Below are 22,213 nucleotides of genomic sequence, written 5' to 3' on the forward strand. Positions count from 1 at the left end.
AGGCGTTATCAAGGGCATTCTTCACGCTAGCAGCCGTGTGACGTGCCCCCCGCCACGACGCCACCGGCAGGGGAGACTCGCGGCTCAGTCGTTACGATCGCGGCATGCGTCTCCATGTGGTCAGCGACGTGCACGGCAGGAGCGACGCCCTCGCCAGGGCGGGGGAGGGCGCCGACGCGCTGGTCTGCCTGGGCGACCTCATCCTCTACATCGACTACGACGACCACTCCAAGGGCATATTCGCCGAGCTGTTCGGCGCCGAGCGGGCCCGCGAGTTCGTCGCCCTGCGCACGGCCGGGCGTTTCGACGAGGCCAGGGCGATGTCGGGCGCGCTGTGGGCCTCGCTCGGCGGCGAGCCGATGGCCCATATCGAGGAGCAGGTCAGACGCCAGTACGCCGACCTGTTCGCCGCCATGCCGGTGCCCGCCTACCTCACCTACGGCAACGTCGACGTGCCGAGGCTCTGGCCGGAGTTCGTCAGGCCCGGCCATCAGGTGCTCGACGGCCAGGTCGTGGAGATCGGCGGGCTGACGTTCGGCTTCGTCGGGGGCGGGCTGCGCACGAGGTACCGCACGCCGTACGAGATCGACGACGAGGAGTACGCGGCCAAGGTCGAGGCGGTGGGGGCGGTGGACGTGTTGTGCACGCACATTCCGCCTTCGGTGCCCGAGTTGCTCTACGACGTGGTGGCCAGGAGGTTCGAGCGGGGCAGCGAGGCGACGCTGGAGGCGATCAGGCGCACGCAGCCGAGGTACGCGTTGTTCGGGCACGTGCACCAGCCGCTGAAGGCGCGTACCCGGATCGGCAGGACCGAGTGCATCAACGTCGGACATTTTCGCGGCAAGGGCGCGCCTTTCGCCCTCGAATGGTGAGACGAGTACCTTGTTCACATGGCTGATCGCACCACTTCGAGCATCACGATCGACGCCGACGGCGCAAGCGTGCTGGCGGTCATCGCCGACTTCCCCGCCTACCCGCAGTGGGCCGGGCAGGTGAAGTCGGCCAAGGTCCTGGAGAGCGACCCCGACGGCAGGCCGCTGACCGTGCGTTTCGTCATGGACGCGGGTGTGATCAACGACGAGTACTCCCTGGCCTACGACTGGCAGGGCGACGACGGCGTCACCTGGCGGCTGTCGGAGACCGGCAAGATGCTCTCCAGCCTCGACGGCAGCTACCGCCTGACGCCCAAGGACGGCGGCACCGAGGTGACCTACGAGCTCGCCGTCGACCTCAAGGTGCCGATGATCGGCATGATCAAGCGCAAGGCCGAGAAGGTCATCGTCGACACCGCGCTCAAGGGGCTCAAGAAGCGCGTCGAGGGCCGGACAGAGGGCAGGTAGGTGGCCGCGCGCGTCCTGCTGTTCACCGGCAAGGGCGGAGTCGGCAAGACGACGGCCGCCGCCGCCACCGCGACGCTCGCCGCCGGAAGGGGCCTGCGCACCCTGGTCGTCTCGACCGACACCGCGCACTCCCTGGCCGACGCGCTGGCCGTCACGCCCGGCGACGGGCCGACCGAGATCGCGCCCGGCCTGTTCCTGTACCAGGTCGACCCGCAGCGCTCGCTGGAGCGCCACTGGGGCGAGCTGCAGGACTACGCCCGCGACGTGCTGACCGAGCTCGGCCTGGACGAGGTGACCTCCGAGGAGATCACCGTGCTGCCCGGCGCCGAGGAGGTCATCGCCCTGCTGGAGCTGCGCGAGCAGGCCAGGAGCGGCGCCTGGGACGTCATCGTCGTCGACTGCGCGCCGACCGCCGAGACGCTCAGGCTGCTGGCGCTGCCCGAGGCGCTCGACTGGCATGTCAGCAGGCTGCTGCCGATCGGGCGAAGGATCATGAAGCTGGTCTCGCCGCTCATCCGCTCGGTGGCCCGCGTGAGCGCGCCGGGCGACGACGTCGTCAGTGCCGGGGAGCGCTTCCACCGCGGCCTGATGGAGGTACGCGAGCTGCTGACCGGCGACAACGCCTCGGTCCGCCTCGTGTTCACCCCCGAGGCCGTCGTCCTGGCCGAGGCCAGGCGTACCCTCACCTCCCTGAGCCTGTACGGCTACCGCGTCGACGCCGTCATCGCCAACCGCGTCTTCCCCTCGGGCGAGGCCGACCCGTGGCGTGCCCGATGGGTGACGGCGCAGTCGGCGCTGCTGGCCGAGGCCGTGCAGTCGTTCGACCCGCTGCCCGTGCACGTCGTGCCGTACCTGCCGGGCGAGCCCGTCGGCGTGGAGGCGCTCGCGGCCGTCGGCGCCGAACTGTACGGCGGCGCCGACCCGTTCGAGCCGCCCAAGGTGGAGGCGCCGCTGCGCATCGAGGGGCACGAGCTGGTGCTGGCGCTGCCCGGGGCCGAGCGCGAGCAGGTCGATCTGGCCCGCAAGGGCGACGAGCTCATCGTCACCGCGGGGTCCTACCGAAGGATCATCGCCCTTCCCTCGGCGCTCGCCCGCAGGAAGATCGAGGCCGCGGTGCTCCGCGACGGCGTCCTGCGGGTACGGTTCGACTCAGGAGGGCCGACGACATGACTGAGACCAGACCACCGGGCGGCGACCCGATCGGCACCGTGGCCGACGAGGCACGCAAGCTGTTCGAGACGTTGCAGAGCCGTGCCACCCGTCAGGTGGGCAAGACAGTGATCAACTCCTTCACCGGAGGCGGCGGCGGTGGCCGCCGTCAGGAGAGGGACGTGTGGGGCGAGGCCGTCGCCGACCACGACGAGGAGTACATCTGCCGCGCGTGCCCCGTCTGCCGGGCCATCGCGGCGCAGCGCGAGTCGGGCTCCGACGTGGCCGGTCACCTGGTCGCGGCCGGTGGCGAGCTGTTCGCCGCGGTCAGGGGCACCTTCGACGCGCTGACCAGACCGGCGTCCCCCCGCCGGCCTGGCGAGGATCGTGGCGACGACCACGTGGAGCACATCGACCTGGGCTGAACGGCCCCGGCGGGACAGATGGGGATGGGCACATGCTGACGATCGGCGTGGACATCGGCGGGACCAAGGTCGCGGCCGGTGTCGTTGACGAGGACGGGAAGATCGTCCAGCAGGCGTTGCGCAAGACCCCTGCCGACCGGCCCGACCTGGTCGCCGAGACGGTGGCCGACGTGGTCGCCGAGCTGGCCGACGGCAGGCAGGTCGAGGCGGTCGGCGTCGGGGCCGCCGGGTTCGTCGACGAGACCAGGTCCGTGGTGCGGTTCGCACCCAATCTGGCCTGGCGCGAGGAGCCGCTGCAGAAGAAGATCACCGAGCTGGTCGGCCTGCCCGTCGTGGTGGAGAACGACGCCAACGCCATGGCCTGGGGCGAGACGCGCTTCGGCGCGGGCAGGGGCGAGACACACGTCGTGTGCGTGACGGTCGGCACCGGGATCGGCGGCGGCATCGTGCTCGACGGCAGGCTGTACCGGGGCCGCTGGGGCATGGGCGCCGAGCTCGGCCACATGCAGGTCGTGCCCGAAGGCAGGCTGTGCGGCTGCGGCAACCTCGGCTGCTGGGAGCAGTACGCCAGCGGCAACGCGCTCGTCGCCGAGGCCAGGGCGGTCGCGGCGGCCCAGCCGGAGCGCGCCGCGACACTGCTGGGCCTGGCCGACGGCGTGATCGAGGGCGAGGAGGTCACCGAGGCGGCACGCCAGGGCGACGACGCCGCGCTGGCCGCGTTCGCCTCGGTCGCCGACTGGCTCGGCCAGGGCCTGGCCGATCTGGCCGCCCTGCTCGACCCCGGGTGCTTCATCGTCGGCGGCGGTGTGTCCAGGGCCGCCGACCTGTTCCTGGACCGCACGCGCGCCACGTTCGAACGCACGCTCACCGGCAGGGGTCATCGGCCGTTCGCGGCGATCCGGCTGGCGGAGCTCGGCGCGACGGCCGGGGTCGTGGGCGCCGCCGACCTGGCCAGACAGCGGTAGAACGACCGGGTGAGGCGCCGTGCACCGCGACCAGGCCCGCTCGCCGGCCGCCAGGGGTGAGGCCGTGATCCGCGTCGGGACCTACAACGTGCGCGGGATGAAGGACGACGTGGCGGCGCTCGCCCGGGTGGTCTCCGCCATGGACGCCGACGTGCTGTGCGTGCAGGAGGCGCCCAGGTTCCTGTGCTGGCGGCGCAGGCGTGCGGAGCTGGCGGCGGGCGGCGGGCTGAGGGTCGCGGCCGGGCTGCGGCTCGGCGGTGTGGCCGTGCTCGTCGGGCCGCGCGCCAGGCTCCTGCACACCGAGGGACACGTGCTGCGGGTCTACGCCGGGCTGGAGATCCGCTCGGTCGCGATCGCCGTGGCCGAGATCGGCGGGGTACGGCTGGCGGTCGGCTCCATCCACCTGGACCTGGACGAGGGCGCCAGGTTCGTCCACGCCAGGCAGGCGGTCGAACTGGTGGAGCTGGCCGCGGCCAGGTACGGCGCCGCCGTCGTGATCGCCGGGGACGTCAACGAGCAGCAGGACAGGCAGACCTGGCGCTACATCGCGGCCAAACTGTCGGACTGCTATCCGAGCGCTCCCAGGGGGCCGGGCCACACGTTCACGGCACGCAGCCCAGGCCAACGCATCGACGGCGTCTTCGCCGCCTCGGGGTTGCGCGTGCTCGCCTGCGGAGACGTCGAGGCGGCCCCCGCCGACCTCGTCGCCGCCACCGACCACCTGCCCGTCCTGGCCGAGCTCGCCGTCACGCCCTGACCTGCTCCGGCGCCCACGCGCCTGTCACGGTCTCTCGTACTCCATCACCCAGTTGGTCTCCCAGGTGAGTCCCGCGTCGGTCGAGACGGCCTGCTCCCAGCGGGCGGAGATGTCGCTCAGGCCCGTCCACAGGAAGCGCAGCCCCGGCGCGTGGAACTCGCCGACGCCGTCGGTGAACGAGCCGACCACCGGGGTGAAGTCGGGCGAGACGCGCGTGTCCAGCCAGGAGTGGTGCCACAGGTCGGTCGCCAGGTCGTAGGCGATCACCGCAAGCCCCTTGACCAGGACGCCGCCGGGGAAGACGCCCTCGACGTTCTCCAGGATGACCCGCCCGTCCATCCGAGGCTCGGCCCATACCGAGACGTCGAACTCCTCCCAGGCGCCGTCGGCGCCGCGTTTCGTGTTGTGTGCCGTCCAGCGGCCGATCAGGAAGTCGAAGTCCGTGCTGCCCATGACGGCAAGCCTGGGACCGGTGCCGGGGCCGCCGCCACGATTCGGCGCTGCCCTAATCCACCCGCGAAAGCGTAGAATCCGGACATGATCGACATCCACCTCGGGCTCGACGACCTCTCCCGCCTGAGGTTCGCGCGATCACCGGTGCAGGAGGCGGCCAGCAGCCTGCATCTCGCCGGTCACGGCAGCCATGCCCGCAGGCACATGCACAGGCGATGGCTGGCCGACGCCGTGCCCAGGATCGGCGCGCTCGGCCTGCGGCTGCTGCCCGCCCTGGTCGGCGGCAGGCACTACGCCGCCGACTTCCTCACGCCGCCGCCACCGCGCATGGACGTCACGCTGGCCGAGGAGATCGAGGCGATACGCGCCACACCGGACGAGGCCGTGCGCGCCGCGCTCGACGAACTGCGTGACGGCGGCCCGCTCGCCCCCGTGCTCGAACCGCTGCGCGAGGACCCCGCACGCGTGCTCGGCCAGGTCGTCGACGAGCTGAGCGCCTACTGGAGCGCCGTCATCGAGCCCGTGTGGCCCCGGCTGCGGGCGCTGCTCGACGCCGATCTCGGCTACCGCGCGGCCCAGCTCACCACGGGCGGGCTCGACGCGCTCCTGGCCGATCTGCACGACTCGGTCGGCTTCGACGCCGACTGGGTACGCATCGACACGCCCAACTGGAGCTGCGAGCACGTGCTGCGCGGGACCGGCGTGCTGCTGGTGCCCTGCGCCTTCGCCTGGCCGCACCTGGTCATCCTGACCAACGAGCCCTACCAGCCGATGCTCACCTACGGCCCGCGCGGCATCGCCACGCTCTGGGAGCCCAGGCCGTCGCCCGCCGCGCTCGGCGAGTTGCTCGGCCACAGCAGGGCGGCCGTGCTCAGCAGGCTCGACCTGCCGCTGTCGACCACGGAGCTGGCCGCCACGCTCGGCCTCACGCCCGCGACGGTGAGCGAGCACCTGTCCGTGCTGCGCCGCTCGCGCCTGGTGACCTCGCGCCGGGCCGGGCGTGCCGTGCTGTACCAGCGCACCGACCTGGCCGTCGAGCTCATCGCCGGTGACATGCCGCGTGACGGCTTGGCGGGTTGACGGCCGCTGCGCCGTGCGATGGCCGTACGATTTGGGACATGACCCGCCGCCGAGTGCGGTGCGCGCTGATCGCGTGCGCGGGAGCCGTCACTCTGCCGCTTCTCGCCACGCCCGCGCTCGCCGATCCCGCACGTTCGCCCGTCGTCGAGGCGTGGCAGCGCTCCACGACGACCGAGCTCGGCGCCGACGGCGCGCTCTCCGACATCACCGCGGTCTCGGCCAAGGACGTCTGGGCGGTCGGCCAGCAGGATATCTGGGACGTCTGGGAGAACAACGGCGCCATCCGGCACTGGGACGGCTCCGGCTGGTCCGAGGTGCCCATCCGCAACCAGCCCGCCGGGCATCTGCGCGGCGTGGCCGCCATGGCGGCGGGCGAGGTGTGGGCGATAGGCGACGGCCACGACGTCCTGCCCTACCTCGCCAAGGGCGACACCGGAGGGTTCGACCGGGTCCGGGTGGCCGGCATGCGCCAGGGCGACTGGCTCGGCGGCCTCGACGCGGGCGGCGGACGCCTGGTGACCGTCGGCAGCAGGGACGGCAGAGGCCTGATCCTGTCGGGCAAGCCCGCATCGGGCCTCTGGCGTTTCGACGAGACCAAGAGCAAGGGCGCCCTGTACGGCGTGGCGCTGAGCGGCTCGTCCGGCGGCTGGGCCGTCGGCGACACCGGCCAGCGGCCCCTCGTGCTGAAGCTCGGCGAGGGCGCGCCCAAGCCGATGCCCGTGCCGGACGTGGTCGGCGGCTACCTGCGTGACGTCCACGTGGAGGCGGGCAACAAGCGCGCCCTGGCCGTCGGCGGCGTCTACCAGGGCGTCGGCAAGGTCGACCCGCTCGTGCTGGCCTGGAACGGCAAGCGCTGGAGCCGGGTCGAGGTGCCGGGCACGGGGGCCAGGCTGCACGGCGTGACGGGCGACGGCAAGGGCAACTTCTGGATCTCGGGCTACGACCCCGAGCGCCCGGCCGAGGCGTTCCTGCTGAGATACGGCCGCAAGGGCGACACCGAGATCATCCGAGGCGGCCCCGGAACGGGCCCCAGGGCCGTCCGCCTCCAGGCCGTCACCCGCCTGCCCGGCACCGGCGCGGTCTGGGCCGTGGGCCACATCGTGGACGCCCAGGACCGCTACACCGACGTCGTCGAGACCTTCGGCCTGCCCTCCACAACCACACCGTCCTAGCCGCCCGTCCTGGCCGCCCGTCCTGGCCGCCCGTCCTGGCCGCCCGTCCTGGCCGCATGGCCGGGCGTATTCACCTGCTCACCCGGCAGCGTTCACCCACCGCACCCGTACGCACCGGGCGGTGCTCACCTTCGCCCGGCAGCATCGACCCGACCCACCCCGCACACCCCGTCAACCCCGCCGAGGCTCAGAGAACGGCACCGTCGTCCCAGCCGTTGTCGTTGGAGGGGCCGTCGCCCATGCGGACCACCAGGGCGACGAAGCCGCCGATGAAGGCCGCCACGGCGGCGAACAGCGCCCAGCCCTGCATGTCCCACTCCAGCATGGCCGCGACCAGCAGATAGGCGGGACCGCCGAACAACGCCAGCCAGGCGATCTTCGTCGTGGCGTCGACGCGGGGCAGGGGCGGCGGCGGGGGAGGCGTGTAGCCCTCCTCCTCCGTCTCGGCCTGCTCGCTGTCGGCCAGGTCCTCGGTGGCGTCGTCGGCCACCTCGATGGCCCTGTCGTCGAGCCCGGCGAACTCCGGCGGCTTGACCACCCGCCGTGGCGGCTCGGGCGAGAGGTTCTCGCTGTCGGGCCATGGCTGGTCGTCGGACGCCCGCTCGGCCGTGTCGTTGAAGGACGCGACGATCTGCCGCCAGACCTCGTCCTCATCGCTCTGGGGCGTCACCTAGCTGGGCCTGTAACTACTCATCGGCCACTCACTTCCTCCGCAAGAGATCGCGTGTCCCCCCTGGGCGCGATCAGTCCCTCTGCAAGGGTACCGACGCATGCGTCCTGATGAAGGCCAGGCTCCCCGCAAAGATGGTCTCGGCATCATTGTCCAGGGTCGCCACATGGTAGCTGTCGGCCAGCTCCCTCACTTCGGCGCCCGGCAGCCTGGCCCGCAGCAGGGCCACACTCGCCGGTCTGACCACGTGGTCCTGCGGCGCGTGGAAGATCAGCACGGGCTGGGCGACCTTGGACAACTCCGCCTGGACCAGCGACCACAGCCTGGGCAGTGAGGCCGCCGCCTTGACGGGGGAGCGGTCGTAGGCGAGTTCGACCGCTCCGGCCTTCTTGATGTCGCCGCCGACGGCGGGCATCGACGGCACGATCCATTTCAGGACCGGCGCGAGCCACATCAGCGGCACGTCGTTGACGACCGAGGGATTGACCAGCACGACGCCCCTGACCCCGTCGCCGTGCACCTCGGCCAGGCGCAGCGCCAGGCAGCCGCCGAGCGAGAGCCCGGCCACGAACACCTCGGCGCATCGGCCCCGCAGATCGGCCAGGGCCTTGTCCAGCTCGGAGTACCAGTCCTCCCAGCGGGTGCGGTTCATCTCCTGCCACGTGGTGCCGTGTCCCGGCAGTCTGGGCAGCGCCACCGTCAGGCCGTGGGCCGCGAGGTACTCGCCCCAGGGCCGCAACGACTGCGGGCTGCCTGTGAAGCCGTGACACAGCAGCACGCCGACCTGTCCGCCTTCATGACGGTACGACTCCGCACCAGGCAAGACCGGCATGTGACTGCTCCTAGTATTTTTTTCTGGATTTGCCAGATAGTCGCACGTTCTGGGGGGCTAGGGCGAGAGCTGGGTAGGAGCTTTGCCGCAAGGGTGCGAAGATGACCCTGCGTGTCGTCGCGAACTCGAGAAGAGGTGTCCGAGTGTTCTACTGGGTGGTGAAGGCGATCCTCTGGCCGTTCCTCCATCTGGTGTTCCGGCCGTGGTCGGAGGGCACCGAAAACGTCCCGAGGCGTGCGCCCGTGATCCTCGCGGGCAACCACCTGTCGTTCGCCGACCACTTCTTCGGGGCCCTGCCGCTGCCCCGCAAGGTCATCTCGCTCGGCAAGTCCGACTACTTCACCGGGCGCGGCATCAAGGGCATGCTCACCAGAGCCTTCTTCAGCGGCGTCGGCACCGTGCCGATCGACCGTTCGGGCGGCAAGGCGAGCGAGGCGGCGCTGCGCACCGGCAAGCGCATCCTGGCCGAGGGCAATGTGCTGGCCATCTACCCCGAGGGCACCCGCTCGCCCGACGGCCGCCTCTACAAGGGCAAGACCGGCGTGGCCAGGCTGGCCCTTGAGGCCCGGGTCCAGGTCGTGCCGTGGGCGATGATCCACACCTTCGAGATGATGCCGCCCGGCAGGCCGCTGCCGAAGCTGGGCATCAGGCCCGGCGTCAAGTTCGGCAAGCCGCTGGACTTCTCCCGCTACTACGGCATGGAGGACGACCGGCTCGTCCTGCGCGCGGTCACCGACGAGATCATGTACGCCCTGATGGAGCTGTCCGGCCAGGAGTACGTCGACAAGTACGCCGCCTCCGCCAAGGTCGAGATCGAACGCGCGGCCAGGGCCGCCAAGGCCGACAAGAAGCCCTGACGGCCCCTGCGTCACGCGATCTCGCGCGGCGGCAGGCGCCTGCCGCCCATGAGCAGGGCCAGGCCGCCCGCCACCAGGACCACCCCGCCGAGCGCGGCGGACGCGTACAGGAAAGCGGCGCTCGCCGCGTCGGCCCCCTCCAGCGTCCCGACCCTGCCGAGCGCCTCCAGCACGGCAGCCACCAGCACGGGCCCGGCCAGAATCCCCAGCGCCAACGGCCACACGGCCGCCCCGCTGTCCGCCCGCACGCCCTTCCCGCCCCGTGCCGCCGTCACGGCCAGGCCGCCCGCGATCACCACCGAGGCCAGCCCCGCCGGACCCAGCACGGCATACAGCCAGGCCAGCGCCACGGGCGCACGCGCCTCCCAGCTCTCCCACACCCACGCCGCTCCGGCCAGCGCCCCGTACAACACGCCCGCACCCAGCAGCGGCGCCCCGAGCACCCACCACGGCAACCGATCGCCGGGCGCGTCCCGATGAAAGCCGAGCAGCACCAGGGCCAGCGCCGCCAGGTCGAACACGGTCGCGGTCCCGGACACGGCCAGCCACATCCCGGCGTCCCCGTGCCCGGCGAACTCCCACAGCCCGAACGCGGTCAAGGGCAGCACCGCGAGCCCGGCGAACACCTTGGCCACCCTCGCCCGGCCCCGTACGAGCGCCGCGAAGGCGGCAACCCAGCACAGCGCGCCCACCACGCTCGTCATCTCGTACAGCCCGCCCGGCCACACGAGCGGCAAGCGGGCCGACGACGCCGCGCTCTGCACCAGGGTGAGCGCCCCGAACACGGCATGGAAGCCGACGGCCAGCACGGCGGCCAGCCGGGTCGCACGCCCCCAGGCCAGATGGCGAGGCGCGGCGCCCGCCCCGCCGAGGCGTACGCGCAGGGCCAGGGCGGCGACGGCCGCGACCTCGGCGATGCGGGGTTTGGCGTCCTCGCTGTCGTGCGCCCCGGCGAGGAAGGCCTCCACCATCTCCTCCTCGCGCACGGCCAGATAGGAGGCGGGCAGCAGTCGCAGCACCCGGCGATACCTGCGCTCGGGCAGGGTGGCGCTCAAGCGAGGCCGCCGCTGGGCTCGAAGCCGATCTCGAAGCCGGGCTCGAAGCGGAGCCGGAGGCGCTGCTCGGCGCTGGTGACGTTGCGGCGCAGCCTGGCGGCCTCCTCGCGCAGGGCCAGGGCCCCGGCGTCGGTGAGGCGGTAGTAGCGCCGCAGCCTGCCCTGCAGCACCTCTTCACGGTCGAGTGCGACCAGGTCGTCTGCCGACAGCCGGTCGAGCACGCCGTACAGGGTGCCGATCTTGAGTTGGACCCGGCCGCCCGACAGCTCCTCGACCTCGCGCACCAGGCCGTAGCCGTGACGCGGCTCCTCGACCAGGGCGGTGAGGACGAGGAACGCCTGCTCCGTCATCGTACGTGGCGTCATGAACACCACCATATCCTGTTAGACAGAATATAGCGAGAACGCCGAGCGGACCCGCTCCCGCAGCCAGGCGTGACCGGGATCGGCGTCGTGACGCGGATGCCAGGCCTGCGAGATGACCAGGTCGGGCAGGGCGAACGGCACCTCGAACGTCACCAGCCCCATCGAGGCCACCAGCGAGCGCGAGAGCCGCCCCCCGGTCAGCCCGACGAGATCGGAGTCGCGTACGACCTGCAGCGAGGTGCTCAGTGTCGGCACCGCGCCCACCACCTTGCGGCTCAGCCCGTGCTCGGCCAGCACGGTGTCGACCGGGCCTCGCGTCCTGCCCCTGCGCGAGGCCACCACGTGCTCGGCCGAGGCGAACCTCTCCACCGTGACGGGCGCCTCCAGCAGCGGATGCCCGGCCCTGACCACGCCGACGGGCTGGTCGGCGATGAGCCGCTCCACCCGTGTCTCGGGCGCGGGCTCGGAGATGATCGTCACCTCCAGGTCGGCCACGCCCTGCCGCAGCGCATGGGTGTCGGAGTGGCTCTCCGGCAGGAACCGCAGCGTCACCCCCGGCGCGTCCCGCGCGATCGAGACCAGCAACGGCGTGGCCACGGCCGCCATGACCGGATCGGAGGCCAGCACGGTGAACTCCCGCACCAATGTGGCCGGATCGGGCGGCGCCGGCACGGTGAACACCCGCCTGGCCGCCTCCACCAGCGCCCTGACCTCCTCGCGTACGGCGAGCGCACGCGGGGTGGGCGTCATGTGCCTGCCCGAGCGGACCAGGATCGGATCGCCCATCGCCTTGCGCACCCGGCCCAGCGTCCGGCTCATCGCGGGCTCCGACAGGTTCAGCCGCCTGGCCGCCCCCGACACGCTGCCCTCGTCGAGCAGGACGTCGAGTGCGATGAGCAGGTCGAGGCTCGGTTGCGTCTGGTGCATGTATCACCTGTGAAAGTTGCATTTGAGATCAGGTCATCGCCGAGTCTACGGTGAGGACACGAGGCAGGCGCCGCCTCACCTTCCCTTTCCACTCCTTCCTCGCAGATGAGGTCTCTTCATGCTCAGCGCGCCTGCCCTCGACACGGGCCACCCGGCCAAGGGCCGGATCCTGGCGGTGATGTCGGGATCGGTGGTCCTGTCCGTCGCCCTCGTCGCCGCCGTCAACCTGGCCATTCCCACGCTCGTCACGAGCTCGCTGCGGCCCTCGCAGACCGAGCTGCTGTGGATCGTCGACGCCTATGTGATCGTCTTCGCCTGTCTGCTCATCCCGGCGGGCGCGGCGGGCGACAGGTTCGGCCGCAAGGGGGTGCTGCTGGCCGGGCTCGGCGTGTTCGCGGCGGGCAGCCTGGTGGCCGCGCTCGCCCCCTCCGTCGCGGTCCTGATCGCGGGCCGGGCGCTGAGCGGCGCCGGGGCCGCGCTGATCATGCCGGCCTCGTTGTCGCTCACCATCGCCGCCTATCCCGCGTCCGGAAGGGCGCAGGCCGTCGCCTCCTGGACGGCGGCCACCGGCGTGGCGGGCGTCGTGGGCAACATCGGCGGCGGGCTCGTCATGCAGTACCTGCCCTGGCGTGCGCTGTTCCTGGTGCCCGTACCGCTGGCCCTCGTCCTGGCGCTGCTGGCCGCGTGGCTGGCGCCCAAGGCGGCGCGGCACCCGGCCCACCTCGACCTCGTCGGCGCCGCCCTGCTCGTCGCCGCCTCGCTCGCCCTGCTCACCGCGATCATCGAGGGGCCCGAGGCCGGATGGGGGAGCGCGCTGGTGCTCGGCGCCGCCGCTGCCGCCGTCGTGCTGGCCTGCGTGTTCGTCGCGCACCAGCTGCGCACCGACGAGCCGCTGCTCGATCCCAGGCTGCTGGCCAGGCCGGGCGTGCGGGCGGGCGTGCTGGGGGTGGCCGCGATGTTCTTCGGGCTGTTCGCCCTGTTCTTCGTCAACGCCAGGTACCTGCAGGAGGCCAAGGGCTTCTCCCCCCTGCTCACCGGCGTCGCCATCCTGCCGCTGGTCCTGCCCATGATCGTGCTGGCCCGCCGCTCGGCCGACCTGGTCACCAGGTACGGCGAGCGCCGGATCAGCGCGGGCGGGCTGGCCCTGATCGTCGCGGGACTGGCCGGGGTGTCGTTCGCCGACGCCGCGACGCCGTACGCGATCTATGCGTTCGGGCCGCTGGTCATGGGGGCCGGGCTCGGGCTGGCGCTGCCGGCGTTGTCGATGCGGATCGTGCGGGCGCTTCCCGACGGGCGGGCCGGGCTGGCCTCCGGCCTCAACAGCGCCGCACGTGAGCTGGGCAGCGCCGTCGGCGTCGCGGTGATGGGCACGGTCATGGCCGCGAGCGGCATGGGCGCCGGGTACCTCGTCGTGGCCGCCGTCGTGCTCGCCGCATCGGCCGCGGTGGTGGTGTGGCTGGGTGGCGACGTCGCGCGGGGCTGACGGTCGGACAAGGTGGTTGTGTACCCGGCAGGGATGTGGCTGGGTGGGGCCGACGGTCAGGACAGGTGGTTGCGTACCTGCCGGATGTGCTCGGGAGTCGTCCGGCAGCACCCGCCCACCAGGGCGGCGCCCGCCCTGCGCCACTCCTTGGCCGCCTGGCCGTACTCGGCCGGGTCGGCCAGGCCGAGCCACCTGCGGGCAGCGGCGTCCCAGGTCTCGCCCGAGTTCGGATAGACGACCACGGGAAAGCCGTCGAGCTCGTCGATCAGGCCGGGCACGAAACGCGGCGCCGTGCAGTTGACGCCCACGGCGACGACCTGGTCGGACCCGGTGAACAGCGCCGCGGCCTCCCTGATCGGCGTGCCGTCGTTGAGCCTGGCGGCGTCGCGGCAGGAGAAGGCGATCCACGCCCTCGCACCGGGCGTGGCGGCCAGCAGCCTGGCCAGCGCCTTGGCCTCGGGCAGCGAGGGGACGGTCTCGCAGGCCAGCACGTCGGCCCCGGAACCGGCGAGGATCTCCCAGCGCGGCCGGTGCCACTCCAGCAGGCCGTCCTCGTCGAGGTCGTAGACGCCGGTGTACTCCGCGCCGTTGGCCAGGTAGGCGCCGTAGGGCCCGACCGAGGCCGCGACCAGCCCGCCTCCGGCCTCGTCCCTCGCCTGTACGGCGATCTCGACCGAGAGCCCGATCAGCCGCTCGGCCTCTGCGGGCGTCATGCCGCTCCTGACGAAGCCGGGGATCGAAGCCTGGTAGCTGGCCGTCGTGGCCACCTCGGCGCCCGCGGCGAAGTAGTCGGCGTGCACCTGCCGGATCAGGCCGGGATCGGTGAGCAGCAGCCGCGCCGACCACAACTCGTCGCTCAGGTCGGCGCCCAGCGCCTCCAGATGGGTGGCGAGTCCGCCGTCCAGAACCAGATTTCTCACCTCGACAGCCTATTCGCAGTTCAGACCGATCTCTCTGCCCCCGTGGGCGGGTGGCGTGGTGCGAGCCAACTTTTCGGCAATGTCCATGCCTGAGGTTCTTGCGTGAGGCGTGTCGCGATCGGGCTGCCCGGCCGCCGTGGGCCGATGCTGCCCGCATGAATCGTGTAGCGGGGAAATGGGCGCTCCTGAGCGGGGTCACGGCGCTGGCCGCCATGACGGCGTTCGCCGGGACCGGCATGTCGGCCAGAGCGGGGGAGATGTCGTCGAGCACGGCCGTCCAGCTGACGGTCACGGACGTGCCGGCGATCTCACTGCCGGGCTTCCAGGGAACGTACGGCAAGGCCACGACGGGGGCGTCGGGAGGCGCCGACGTCGTCGACTTCAATCAGGACCCCGACGGTGTCAAGGACTACGTGGACATCGTCGCGCCCTCGGGCCAGAGCTCGGGCGACACCGGGGCCGGGGCCTGGGACGCCATCAGCGACCCGAACGTCCTGTCCCTGCGGCTGCTCCCCGGGGGACCCGACGTCCTGAAGATCCCGACCATGCACACCTACGCGCGCTGCCAGCCGCCCAACGCCCCGCAGACGCAGAACTTCGTCACCGCGCCCTCCTTCGCCGACCAGCAGCTCACCGACGGTGACAACACGGTCGAGACGACCGGCGCCCTGATGGGCTTCACCGGCGTCGGCCGGGCCACCATGAACGTCACGCTCACCCGGGTCGAGGACGTCACGCCCAACACCGCGGCCGAGGCCAGGGTCGAGATCGTCATCACCGGCAAGCTGTTCGCGCCCGACTCCGAGGACGTGGTCTACGAAGGCCCGATCGCCAAGGTCGTGCTCGGTGAGGTCAAGGCCGTCTGTTCGGGCCCCACGCCGACGCCCTCGCCCGGCAGGCTGGTCGTCACGAAGAAGGCCAACAAGAGCGTCGTCCCGGTCGGCGGCCGGGTCAGGTACACCGTCGTCATCAAGAACGTCGGCGGCACCACGCTCACCAACGCCAGCTTCACCGACGACATCTCCGACGTCCTCGAGCACGCCGACATCGTCAGGGGCCCGAAGACCAACAAGGGCACGGTCAGTGTGAACCCGCCGAACTTCACCTGGAAGGGCACGCTGGCGCCCGGCGAGTCGGCGGTCATCAGGGTCGTGGTGAAGACCAAGAAGGTCGGCAGGATGCGCAACGTCGTCATCTGGGACGCCACCCCGGTCAAGCCCACCAAGACGCCCACGCCCACGCCGACCAAGCCGACGCCGAAGCCCACTCCGAAGCCGAAGCCGAGCAGGACCAAGGTCGTCGTCCACGTCGTGCCGCCCCGCACCAAGTAGCCGTCGGGCGGGCGCCCGGTCCGGGCGCCCGCCCCCGGTCAGCCGCGCTTCCAGAACGCCCGGCGCGCCTGCGCCCGCCCGCTCCCCGCCTCTCCCGGGTGCGTGCCCCCGGCCAGCGCCCGCAGCGCGTTCACGGCGCGCGACCACAGCGCCTCCAGGTCGGCGCCCGGCCGCTCGGCCGTCTCCAGCTCCGCGGCCAGGGCGGCGAGCCCCTCGTGGCCGCCGAGATGCGCGGCGAGCGCCGACAGCCTGCTGCCGAGGTCGGCCAGGTACAGCAGCCGATCGGCGGCCGGGTCGGCCGCGTGCGCCGACAGGCGTTCCAGCTCGGTCGTGAGCTGGGGCAGCACACTGTCGAGCGAACCACCGGCGGCACGCGGCGCCGACTTGGCGAAGCCGCGTCCCCGGGGTCCGCCCCCTCCCAGCGCGGAGCCGGGAGCCGGAGCCGGAGCCGGAGCGGGAGGCGGCCCGGCGAAGGACGTCTCGGCCGCCATGGTCGAGGCCATGCGAGGCGCCGCGGCGGCCATGAACATCATCGGCGGGGCGGGAGGCGCGTCCCACCCGCTGGGCAGTTCGACCGGCTGCAGGACGCGGTGCTCGGGCCCGCCCTCGGCGGACACCCGGCTGTCGATCGCGACGAACGCCGTGAACCTGCACAGCACGCCGTACGCGAGCGAGGTCTGGACGATCTCCTCCTCCAGCGTGCGCTCGCCCATCGCGTAGCGGTCCTCCAGCTCACGCAGCCTGGCCCTGGCCCACAACGCGCGTACGGCAGGCGCCTCGACCGCGACGCCGCGTACCCGCTCCTGCCACGGCGTGCCCGCGGCCAGCCCGCGCACGGTCACCTCCGAGCCGTCGCCGTAGCGCCCGTACACGGTCAGCGGCACGCCGGGAAACAGCGAGCCGAGATGCGTGAGCGAGCCGGGGACCACGTCGAGGCCCTCCAGGGACAGGTCGGTGACCAGGGGAGCGCCGATCCGGCGGTGGATCTGCTCCATCGCCGCGTCCAGCCGGTCCTCCGACTCCACCAGCTCGCACCGGCCCGAGCCGAGCCCGGCCAGCCGCCCGAGGAATCCGGCGTTGACCGCCCTGTCGATGCCCACGACGTGCACGCGCATGGCCGACAGTCCGGGACCGGCCTGTTCGAGGATCTGGTCCTCGTTGCCCACCTGCCCGTCGGTGACCAGCACGACGACACGCTCGCGCGCGGGGTCGGCCAGCAGGTCGACGGCCTGGCGCAGCGGCGTCAGCAGTTCGGTGCCGCCGCGCGCGTCGACCCTGGCCAGGTGCTCGACCGCGCGGTAGCGGTTGCGGTCGCCCGCCGGGACCAGCCCTTCGTGCGCCTGCTCCACGACCGAGTCGAACGTCAGCACCTGGAACCTGTCGGCGGACGTGAGCGTGTCGACGATCCTGGCCGCCGCCCGCCTGGCCGCCACCATCTTCCACCCGCTCATGCTCCCCGACCGGTCGAGCAGCAGCACCAGGTCGCGCGGCCGTCGCACCTCGGGTACGGCGGGCGGCATCACGGTGAGCGCGAACACGCCGTCGGCCAGGGCCAGCGACGTGGAGGCGTCGAACGTCAGGCGCAGCACGAAGTCACGGTCGAGCCGCTCCTCGGGCCGCAGTCGCAGCAGGCCGTCGTGCTCCTCGACGACGTGCAGGCTGCAGGCGCTCTCGCGCAGGCCGAGTCCGGCGGTGTCGAGCCGCACCGACAGCGACAGGCGCACCGGACCGGGGAAGCCGGGCAGCAGCGTCGGCGGCGTGATCCGGGAGGCGTCGGGCACGGCGTCGGTGTCGGGCGCCACGCCGTCGCCCGAAGGCGGCCCGTCGACGGGCACACCCGGGACGTAGCGGGGGGCGACGACGAGCGGGAAGCGGAAGGTGGCGGCGCCGTCCTCGTAGGGGAGGGGCTGGTCGATCGTGAGGTGCACGGTGACGCGCTCGCCCGGCGCGATGTTGCCCACCCTGATCGTGAAGACGTCGGGCCGCTCCTCCTCGGCGATGGCCGCCCGCCTGCCTTCGGCCAGCGCCTGGTCGTAGTCGGCCCTGGCCTGGCCGCGCTCCTTGAGCACGCCTTCGACGACCCTGCCGTCCGCCTCCATCCGGAAGGCCGTCACCGCGCCCCTGTCGGGCAGCGGGAAGATGTAGGTGGCCTCAAGGGAGACGTCGAACGGATTGTGGAACCCCTGCGCCACCCGTACCCCGGCGCTCAGCCCGGCGATCTCGGCGGCGATGTCGACGCTCTCCAGCGGGAGGTTGCCGCGCTCGGTGCGCAGGGCGCCGAGCCCCGCCTCCGGCGCCGGGGGGCAGACGGCGGGGTCGAGCGGGATGATGTGAAGCGTCATGAGGTGCTCCCTTCGGGGCGGACTTCGTTGAGGAGCCTGCGCTCGCGTACCACCTGGAGGATCGGCTCGGCCGCCGCCCGCAGCGCGGCGATGTCGGCCTGGTCGGGGAGGCGGGACCCGTCGAGCATCAGGATCAGGCCGTGCGCGAGCGTGATCCCGTGCGTCAGGCCCTGGGGGAGGTCCCCATCGGGCTGGTACGGCTGCGCGCGGGAGGGACGGGCGGTGCCGGAGGGCGCCGGTGCCGGGGGTGGCGTCGGGGGCTGGGTCCAGAAGCGGGGACGGGCTGCGGGAGCGGGTTTCGGGCGGCCCGGATGTGGCAGCCTCGGCTTTCCCTCGGTGGACACCTCACTCGCCGGTCCCGGACCCGCCGGTTCCAGTGCCGCTCGTTCCAGCATGGCGTCGGTCGCTCCGGCCAGGCGTTCCTGGATCTGGGCGATCGTCAGTCCGGCCGCCTGCAGCCGCTTGATCGCGACCAGTTGCAGCAGGTGGCGCCTGCCGTACTGGGCTGTGCGGCCTTTGCGGGTGAGGGGTGGGTCGAGCAGGCCGATCGTGGCATACCACCTGATCAGCCGTGTTCCCGGCACGCTGCGCACCCGGCCGTTGGCCGAGCGGGAGCCGCCGTCGAGTGCGTCTCCGGCACGCTCGGCCAGCTCGCCGATGGTCCAGGTCTCGCTCATGTCTCCACTGTGACACTGTCATCGTGACAGTGTCAATGTCGGGAAGATCCGGAGCGGGTTTTCGGTTGTCCTAGTGGAAGGCGAAATGTCTGTCGAACGACTGGAGGACTCCCCATGGCCACGATCACCGGACCGCTGTCGGGTGACGCCAAGAAGATCGTCGTACCCGAGCTCCAGGGCGCTCTGGTCGACCTGATCGACCTCTCCCTGGTGGCCAAGCAGGCGCACTGGAACGTCATCGGCCCGCACTTCCGCTCCCTGCACCTGCAGCTCGACGAGCTGGTCGCCCTCGCGCGCCGGCACTCGGACGCGGTGGCGGAGCGCCTGGTCGCCATCGGCGGCAACCCGGACGGTCGCTCGGTCGCGGTGGCGGGCACCACCAGGATCGAACAGCCGGAGAACGGCTACCTGGAGGACGGCAAGGTCGTCGCGATCCTGACCGACATCCTCGAAGGGGTCGTCGCCAGGCTGCGCGAGCGCATCGCCACGACCGACGAGCCCGACCCGGTCACCCAGGACCTGCTGATCGCCGTCGCCCACGACATCGAGCAGCAGCACTGGATGTTCCAGGCACAGCGCTGACCTGCTCCCGGCCCGCAGGACCCGCCTAGAGCAGGTCGCCCGCCAGCGCGGCGATGGCCGGACGGGCGGCGAGGAGCTGGCGCAGCTCCTCCTCGCCCGTCAGCCCGGCCTCGCTCAGCACCCGCTCCCACGCGTCGCCGTCCCAGCGCAGCGCGGCGCGCTCGAGCCGGTCGAGCACCGTCACACCGGGATGCGCCTCCCTGGTCAGCGCGGTCAGCAGATGCGGCCACCGCACGGTCAGCGCGGCCAGCTTCGCCACCGCCGCGTCGGGCGTGCGCACCGCCCCGGCCAGCGTGCGCCGGTAGGTGATGAAGGAGTAGAACCGGAACACGTTCAGATACCGCTTGACCTCGCGCGGATTGGTCATCCCGAGGACGGGAAGCGCCGCGTGGATGGCCCTGAAGGCGTTCTCGTCGGAGTAGAGCTCGTCGAAGACCCGGTCGGCGGCCTGCCTGGTCTCCCTGGTCAGCTCGCCCGGCACTCCCGCCGCCTCCTGCGCGGCCCTGGCCAGCTCCTCCAGATTGCCCGCCGTCGGCCCGAGCCTCCTGATCGTGCGCTCCAGCCTGTCGACGGCCAGGTCCGACGGCGGCGACGGCCTCGGCACCCGTACGGCGGGAGCGCCGAGCCCCAGCAGCGCCCGCACGTACCCGGGCAGCCGGTCCTCGTCGTCCAGCATCGGCACGCTCAGCGGCAGCTGCACGATCTTGTCGAGGAAGCGCCACCCCAGGCCCGTACCCTCGCCGGGCAGCGCGGTCATCAGGTCGCGGTAGGCCACCTCCACATGCGCGGCCACCACGTCCGGCTCCATCGCCAGCACGAACACGCAGTTGGGGAACTCGCCCGCGAGGAACAGGTTGATCGCCTCGATCACCTGCGCCACCGTGCCCGACGAACACCTGTCCAGGTCGTCGACGAACACCACCAGCGGCCGTTCCTCGGTCGCCACCAGCTCGAGCACCCGGCGCATGTCGGTCTGCACCAGGTGCAGGAACCCGGCCCTGCCCCGGTAGCCGTGCTCGGCCAGCGCACTGTCCACGACGGGCGGGTGCCCGCCCAGCGGATCGGGCTGACGCACCAGCGACCCGAAGGCCCCGTCGGCCGACTCCGAGAAGAACCGCATCAGCCGTACGGCTCCCGCGACCACTCCGGTCAGCATCCCCGCGGACGCCACCGTCTCGGCCGTGCCCTCCAGCTCGGGCAGCAGCGACTGCGCCGCCGCCACCGCACCCGTCACCAGCGCGGTCACCACCAGGCAGAAGGCGACGGGCACCAGCCTGGTCAGCGCCAGCCAGTACACCCGGCGGCGCACGGCCTCGCGGTCCACCCTGGACAGGTTCAGCGCCAGCCAGAAGCGTTCGCGCTCGGCCCTGGGCAGGCGCTCGGTGACCTGGCTGATGATCTCGTGGGCCAGCCCGGCCCAGACCTGCTCGCCGCTCTGGTACATCCACGGGTTGAACCACACGGTGGGCCGCCAGCCCTCGTGCTCGTCCGGCTCGGCCCACTCGGTGCCGGTCTCGCGCCTCCTGAGCCGCAGCCAGGAGACCACGTCGGCATTGGTGAGCGCGGCCCTGGCCCGGCGTCCGCCCGTCAGGTGCAGCTCGGCCGAGACGTCGGGGTCGAGCAGCTCCTGGACCATGCGCATGAGCGAGGTCTTGCCCGCGCCCCACGGGCCCTTGATGCCGATCGTCAGCGGCGGCCTGGTGTCGGGGTGCCGGATGAAGGCGGCCATCGCCTCGGCGTACACGCGATGGCCGAGCTCGTCGTCGACCGTCCATCGGTCGGGGGTCAGCCTGGCCCTCGGCGCGACCGTCCGGGCATCCGCCTCACGCCTGCGCAGCAGGCCGGCCACCTCGTCGGCCTCGCCGCTCTCCAGGCGTCGCGTGCCGAGCTCGCGTACGGCCAGGTGGCCGTCGGTCAGGTGCCAGGCCTCGAGCTCGGCCAGGGCGGCGCGCGAGGACAGCAGCTCGGCCAGCTCACCGGTCAGCGGCCTGCCCTCGGGCAGCAGGCTGGCCCGGCGCAGCAGCGTGCGCGCGGCCTGGCCCAGGTGCAGGTCGTAGACCAGGGCGGCGACCGCGTCGGCCGAGGCGGGCACGACCGGCTCGCCGCGCTCGGCCAGCAGCGCCGCCGTACGCGGCAGGCCCTGACCGCCCGGGTCGCGCGGCCGCGGGACGGCGATCGCGACCTCGTCGATGTCGCCGTGCGTGAACACCATCGGGCGCAGGTCGCAGCCGAGCCGGGCGTGCCGTTCGGCGGCCAGGTCGTGCAGGGCGGCGAACGTGAGCGGCTGGTCGGCCGCGAGCAGCCCTTCGGCCAGCAGCTCCGACAGGCTCGGCGCCGGGCCAGGCCGGTCGGCGTGCGGGGCCAGGGCGGTGGTCAGCACGGCGGCGGCGACCGGCGGATCGCCGGGCACGCTCAGCGCGAGCGCGCCGCCGGGGGAGCCGGGGTCGTCGTGCCCCATCCAGTCGTGCGCCATCCACGAGAAGTCGGTCACCAGCAGCACCGCCCCCGCCACGCAGGAGCCGAGCCCGCGCCCGAACTCGGTCAGCAGCTTGGCGAAGCCGCCCGCCTCCGCGCTCCAGCGCACCACGAGAAGCTCGCCGGGCTCGGCGTCGGCCATGGCGGCGGCGAGCGCGTCGAACGTGCCGCCGCCGCGCCGCGTGTCCACCGCGAACCCGCCCGCCCGCAACGCGTGGGCCAGACGCAGGCCGGGACCCTCCTGCAGATCGAGGAAGACGAGCGCCCTGCGCGAGCCGATGCGGGGTCCCAGCCCAACCATGGTCATGAAGGAGAACGTGCAGGACACGATGACCTCGCCCGAACCGGTTTGCGGA

Annotated in this window: 22 protein-coding genes; 12 read left to right on the plus strand and 10 right to left on the minus strand. The window is 72.5% G+C overall.

What is annotated here, in order from left to right:
- The first annotated feature begins 104 nt into the window (after window positions 1-104).
- The 6 genes from ACTWNK_RS14280 to ACTWNK_RS14305 are packed head-to-tail and all read left to right on the plus strand — an operon-like array spanning window position 105 to window position 4,636.
- A complete protein-coding gene (locus ACTWNK_RS14280) occupies window positions 105-872 on the plus strand; it encodes a metallophosphoesterase family protein (protein WP_474304419.1) in 768 nt (255 codons plus the stop codon).
- Window positions 873-890: 18 nt separating this feature from the next.
- Window positions 891-1,340 (plus strand): SRPBCC family protein, encoded by a 450-nt coding sequence (locus ACTWNK_RS14285; protein WP_474304420.1) that lies wholly within the window; start codon window positions 891-893, stop codon window positions 1,338-1,340.
- Window positions 1,341-2,510 carry an ArsA family ATPase gene (locus ACTWNK_RS14290; RefSeq protein ID WP_474304421.1) on the plus strand — a complete coding sequence of 390 codons (1,170 nt, stop codon included), beginning with the start codon at window positions 1,341-1,343 and terminating at the stop codon, window positions 2,508-2,510. It abuts the gene before it with no gap.
- On the plus strand, window positions 2,507-2,914 hold the full coding sequence (locus tag ACTWNK_RS14295; protein ID WP_474304422.1) for a hypothetical protein: 408 nt from the start codon (window positions 2,507-2,509) through the stop codon (window positions 2,912-2,914). The genes ACTWNK_RS14290 and ACTWNK_RS14295 overlap by 4 nt, the downstream gene beginning before the upstream one ends.
- 32 nt (window positions 2,915-2,946) lie before the next feature.
- Window positions 2,947-3,879, plus strand: a complete 933-nt coding sequence (locus ACTWNK_RS14300) for an ROK family glucokinase (RefSeq protein ID WP_474304423.1) — start codon at window positions 2,947-2,949, stop codon at window positions 3,877-3,879.
- Window positions 3,880-3,898: 19 nt separating this feature from the next.
- Window positions 3,899-4,636 (plus strand): endonuclease/exonuclease/phosphatase family protein, encoded by a 738-nt coding sequence (locus ACTWNK_RS14305; protein ID WP_474304424.1) that lies wholly within the window; start codon window positions 3,899-3,901, stop codon window positions 4,634-4,636.
- Window positions 4,637-4,660: 24 nt separating this feature from the next.
- Here ACTWNK_RS14305 and ACTWNK_RS14310 read toward each other — a convergent pair whose 3' ends face one another.
- Window positions 4,661-5,089, minus strand: a complete 429-nt coding sequence (locus ACTWNK_RS14310; RefSeq protein ID WP_474304425.1) for a hypothetical protein — start codon at window positions 5,087-5,089, stop codon at window positions 4,661-4,663.
- A gap of 84 nt (window positions 5,090-5,173) precedes the next feature.
- Here ACTWNK_RS14310 and ACTWNK_RS14315 point away from each other — a divergent pair, with 84 nt between their 5' ends.
- Entirely contained in the window at window positions 5,174-6,169 is a 996-nt protein-coding gene (locus ACTWNK_RS14315) for an ArsR/SmtB family transcription factor (RefSeq protein ID WP_474304426.1), read from the plus strand.
- 38 nt (window positions 6,170-6,207) lie between these two features.
- Complete coding sequence (locus ACTWNK_RS14320; RefSeq protein WP_474304427.1) at window positions 6,208-7,341, plus strand: hypothetical protein; 1,134 nt, start codon at window positions 6,208-6,210, stop codon at window positions 7,339-7,341.
- 187 nt (window positions 7,342-7,528) lie between these two features.
- On the opposite strand, the gene ACTWNK_RS14325 is transcribed toward ACTWNK_RS14320, so the two are convergent.
- Together ACTWNK_RS14325 and ACTWNK_RS14330 are read right to left on the minus strand one after the other, a co-directional pair.
- A complete protein-coding gene (locus ACTWNK_RS14325; protein ID WP_474304428.1) occupies window positions 7,529-8,011 on the minus strand; it encodes a hypothetical protein in 483 nt (160 codons plus the stop codon).
- A gap of 73 nt (window positions 8,012-8,084) precedes the next feature.
- A complete protein-coding gene (locus ACTWNK_RS14330) occupies window positions 8,085-8,843 on the minus strand; it encodes an alpha/beta hydrolase (RefSeq protein ID WP_474304429.1) in 759 nt (252 codons plus the stop codon).
- A gap of 143 nt (window positions 8,844-8,986) precedes the next feature.
- On the opposite strand from ACTWNK_RS14330, the gene ACTWNK_RS14335 reads away from it, so the two are divergent.
- Window positions 8,987-9,700, plus strand: a complete 714-nt coding sequence (locus ACTWNK_RS14335; RefSeq protein WP_474304430.1) for a lysophospholipid acyltransferase family protein — start codon at window positions 8,987-8,989, stop codon at window positions 9,698-9,700.
- A gap of 11 nt (window positions 9,701-9,711) precedes the next feature.
- Here ACTWNK_RS14335 and ACTWNK_RS14340 read toward each other — a convergent pair whose 3' ends face one another.
- From ACTWNK_RS14340 to ACTWNK_RS14350, 3 genes are read right to left on the minus strand one after another with little or no spacing between them, the layout of a single operon-like run.
- A complete protein-coding gene (locus ACTWNK_RS14340; protein ID WP_474304431.1) occupies window positions 9,712-10,755 on the minus strand; it encodes a hypothetical protein in 1,044 nt (347 codons plus the stop codon).
- Window positions 10,752-11,120, minus strand: coding sequence for a PadR family transcriptional regulator (locus ACTWNK_RS14345; RefSeq protein WP_474304432.1), 369 nt, complete (start codon window positions 11,118-11,120; stop codon window positions 10,752-10,754). Before ACTWNK_RS14345 ends, ACTWNK_RS14340 begins: the two co-directional genes overlap by 4 nt.
- Before the next feature lie 18 nt (window positions 11,121-11,138).
- Window positions 11,139-12,047: a LysR family transcriptional regulator gene (locus ACTWNK_RS14350; protein WP_474304433.1), complete on the minus strand. Its 909-nt coding sequence runs from the start codon at window positions 12,045-12,047 to the stop codon at window positions 11,139-11,141.
- 118 nt (window positions 12,048-12,165) lie between these two features.
- Here ACTWNK_RS14350 and ACTWNK_RS14355 point away from each other — a divergent pair, with 118 nt between their 5' ends.
- Window positions 12,166-13,530: an MFS transporter gene (locus tag ACTWNK_RS14355; RefSeq protein WP_474304434.1), complete on the plus strand. Its 1,365-nt coding sequence runs from the start codon at window positions 12,166-12,168 to the stop codon at window positions 13,528-13,530.
- 56 nt (window positions 13,531-13,586) lie between these two features.
- Here the strand turns inward: ACTWNK_RS14355 and mmuM are convergent, their stop codons facing one another.
- Window positions 13,587-14,450 carry a homocysteine S-methyltransferase gene (gene mmuM, locus ACTWNK_RS14360; protein WP_474304435.1) on the minus strand — a complete coding sequence of 288 codons (864 nt, stop codon included), beginning with the start codon at window positions 14,448-14,450 and terminating at the stop codon, window positions 13,587-13,589.
- Window positions 14,451-14,605: 155 nt separating this feature from the next.
- Between mmuM and ACTWNK_RS14365 the strand changes: the two genes are divergently transcribed.
- On the plus strand, window positions 14,606-15,781 hold the full coding sequence (locus ACTWNK_RS14365) for a DUF7927 domain-containing protein (RefSeq protein WP_474304436.1): 1,176 nt from the start codon (window positions 14,606-14,608) through the stop codon (window positions 15,779-15,781).
- Window positions 15,782-15,819: 38 nt separating this feature from the next.
- On the opposite strand, the gene ACTWNK_RS14370 is transcribed toward ACTWNK_RS14365, so the two are convergent.
- The gene (locus ACTWNK_RS14370; protein ID WP_474304437.1) at window positions 15,820-18,123 is read right to left on the minus strand and encodes a VIT domain-containing protein; all 2,304 of its coding nucleotides are present in this window, start codon (window positions 18,121-18,123) and stop codon (window positions 15,820-15,822) included.
- Window positions 18,120-18,800 carry a helix-turn-helix domain-containing protein gene (locus ACTWNK_RS14375; RefSeq protein ID WP_474304438.1) on the minus strand — a complete coding sequence of 227 codons (681 nt, stop codon included), beginning with the start codon at window positions 18,798-18,800 and terminating at the stop codon, window positions 18,120-18,122. Before ACTWNK_RS14375 ends, ACTWNK_RS14370 begins: the two co-directional genes overlap by 4 nt.
- 114 nt (window positions 18,801-18,914) lie before the next feature.
- Here ACTWNK_RS14375 and ACTWNK_RS14380 point away from each other — a divergent pair, with 114 nt between their 5' ends.
- Window positions 18,915-19,382, plus strand: a complete 468-nt coding sequence (locus tag ACTWNK_RS14380) for a Dps family protein (protein ID WP_474304439.1) — start codon at window positions 18,915-18,917, stop codon at window positions 19,380-19,382.
- Between the two features lie 25 nt (window positions 19,383-19,407).
- Here the strand turns inward: ACTWNK_RS14380 and ACTWNK_RS14385 are convergent, their stop codons facing one another.
- Window positions 19,408-22,164, minus strand: a complete 2,757-nt coding sequence (locus tag ACTWNK_RS14385) for a KAP family P-loop NTPase fold protein (protein WP_474304440.1) — start codon at window positions 22,162-22,164, stop codon at window positions 19,408-19,410.
- Window positions 22,165-22,213: the final 49 nt, after the last annotated feature.

Source organism: Nonomuraea sp. IBHARD001, from assembly GCF_056106265.1.